The 2,367-nt window shown below is 70.5% G+C and carries 2 protein-coding genes; both read left to right on the top strand.

Annotated elements, in window-relative coordinates; translation table 11 throughout:
- Nucleotides 1–51 precede the first annotated feature (51 nt).
- Complete coding sequence (coaA, locus tag AC3XYG_RS40310; RefSeq protein WP_489145546.1) at nucleotides 52–1,056, top strand: type I pantothenate kinase; 1,005 nt, start codon at nucleotides 52–54, stop codon at nucleotides 1,054–1,056.
- A 29-nt stretch (nucleotides 1,057–1,085) separates the two neighbouring features.
- The gene (gene speB / locus AC3XYG_RS40305; RefSeq protein ID WP_489145545.1) at nucleotides 1,086–2,126 is read left to right on the top strand and encodes an agmatinase; all 1,041 of its coding nucleotides are present in this window, start codon (nucleotides 1,086–1,088) and stop codon (nucleotides 2,124–2,126) included.
- The last annotated feature ends 241 nt before the right edge of the window (nucleotides 2,127–2,367 follow it).

The following is a 2,367-nucleotide window of genomic DNA, read 5'->3' as shown; positions in this document are numbered from 1 at the left end:
TTGCGACCGCGGATCGTCGGACCCTGCCGGCCCATTCCTGGCGAGAGCCCGATGCCGACCCTGCCAGTCTCCCCTGATCGCGGCGCCCCCGCTCCTTCTCCCGCCCGGCCGTTCCGGCTGCCCGACCTGTTCGCCGCGCGGCCGGCCGCCTATGACCGCTTCACCCGGGCCGAATGGGCAGCGCTGCGGGATTCGACGCCGCTGACCCTGTCGGACGCCGATGTCGCCGAGCTGCGCGGCCTGAACGACCCGGTGTCGCTGGCCGATGTCGCCGACATCCACCTGCCGCTGTCGCGGCTGATCAACCTGCACGTCACCGCCGCCCAGGCGCTGGACGGGGTGCAGGACACCTTCCTGGGCCGGCCCGGCGCGCCGCCGCCCTACATCATCGGCGTCGCCGGCAGCGTGGCGGTCGGCAAGAGCACCTTCGCCCGGCTGCTGCGCCTGCTGCTGTCGCACTGGCCCGACCACCCCCGGGTCGAGCTGGTGACCACCGACGGCTTCCTGCTGCCGCGCGCGGTACTGGAGGAGCGCGGCCTGATGCGCCGCAAGGGCTTCCCGGAGAGCTACGATCTGCGCCGCATGATCGGCTTCCTGTCGGCGATGAAGTCCGGCCGGCCGGAGGTCGAGGCCCCGGTCTATTCCCATCAGGCCTATGACGTGCTGCCAGGCGAGAAGCAGGTGATCCGCCGCCCCGACATCCTGATCTTCGAGGGGCTGAACGTGCTGCAGGCCGCGGCCGGCGCCTCGGTCGTCAGCTCCGACTTCTTCGACTTCTCGGTCTATGTCGATGCCGAGGAGGAGGACATCGCCGGCTGGTATGTCGACCGCTTCCTGCTGCTGCAGCGCACGGCGTTCCAGCAGCCGACCTCCTATTTCCACCACTACCGCGACCTGCCGGAGGCCGAGGCCCGCCGCGTCGGCCGCGAGATCTGGGACCAGATCAACCGGGTCAATCTGCGCGAGAACATCCTGCCGACCCGGCAGCGCGCCCGGCTGGTGCTGCACAAATCCGCCGACCATTCGGTCGACGGCATCGCCCTGCGCCGGATGTAGCGGCCGGCGAAGACAGCAAGGGGAAAGCCATGGACAGCAAGACGCTCGAAGCCCTGCGCGCCCGCTACGGATCCTCCGGCGGGGCCGATCTGGACGACCCGGATTTCCGCAAGGCCGCGAGCCTGCAGTTCAACGGCGACCGGCGCCGCTGGCCGTTCCAGGATCCGTCGACCCTGCTTGACGCGCCCTTCATCCCGGATGCGGCCGACAAGCCGGATTTCGGCGGCCTCGACGTCGCCCTGGTCGGGGTGCCGATGGATCTCGGCGTCACCAACCGCGCCGGCTCCCGCCTCGGCCCACGCGCGGTGCGGGGGATCGAGCGGATCGGGCCCTACAACCATGTGCTGCGGATGACGCCGATGGCCGACCTCCGCGTGGCCGATATCGGCGACGTGCCGATGCGCAGCCGCTTCAGCCTGGAAGACTGCCACGCCGACATCGAAGGCTTCTTCGGCAAGGTGGTGGCGGCCGGCGTCATCCCGCTGGCGGTCGGCGGCGACCATTCGATCAGCCGCGCCATCCTGGCGGCGGTCGGCCGCGACCGGCCGGTCGGACTGGTCCATATCGACGCCCATTGCGACACCGGCGGCAGCTTCGAAGGCTCGAAGTTCCACCATGGCGGCCCGTTCCGGCAAGCGGTGCTGGAAGGCACGCTGGACCCGGAGCGGACGATCCAGATCGGCATCCGCGGCGGCGCCGACTATCTCTGGGAGTTCTCCACTGCCTCCGGCATGACCGTGATCCATGCCGCGGAGGTGCCGCGGCTGGGCCTGCCCGCCATCATCGCCAAGGCGCTGGCCGTGGTCGGCGACGGCCCGACCTATGTCTCCTTCGACATCGACAGCGTCGATCCCGGCTTCGCGCCCGGCACCGGGACGCCGGAGGTCGGCGGGCTGCAGCCGCGCGAGGTGCTGGAGCTGCTGCGCGGCCTGGCCGGCATCGACTTCGTCGGCGGCGACGTGGTCGAGGTGGCGCCGCAATACGACGCGACCAGCAACACTGCCCAATGCGCCGCGCAGGTCCTGTTCGAACTGCTGTGCCTGGCGGCGAAGACTCGGATGCGGGGCTGAGGGGGGTGGGGCGAGGCACACTTGTGCGTTGCCTCTCCCGCTTGCGGGAGAGGTCGGAGACGCGAAGCGGCTCCGGGTGAGGGTTCTTCGTCGAGGCCAGGGCCAGCCCTCACCCGGTCGTCCTGCGGACGCCCGACCTCTCCCGCCAGGCGGGAGAGGCAACGCGAGAAGGCAGTCTCGCAACCTCATTCCCCCATCCAAAGGCTGGCGTCGGCCATATCAGCGCCGCTAGGTTGCGCCA

It is taken from the genome of Inquilinus sp. (assembly GCF_057815775.1).
Note: the sequence above shows the minus strand (reverse complement) of the source record. Positions and strands in the feature narration are given on the sequence as shown.

Coding starts and splice junctions, on each gene's coding strand:
- speB (WP_489145545.1), top strand. CDS start 1,086: ATGGACAGCAAGACGCTCGAAGCCCTGCGCGCCCGCTACGGATCCTCC.
- coaA (WP_489145546.1), top strand. CDS start 52: ATGCCGACCCTGCCAGTCTCCCCTGATCGCGGCGCCCCCGCTCCTTCT.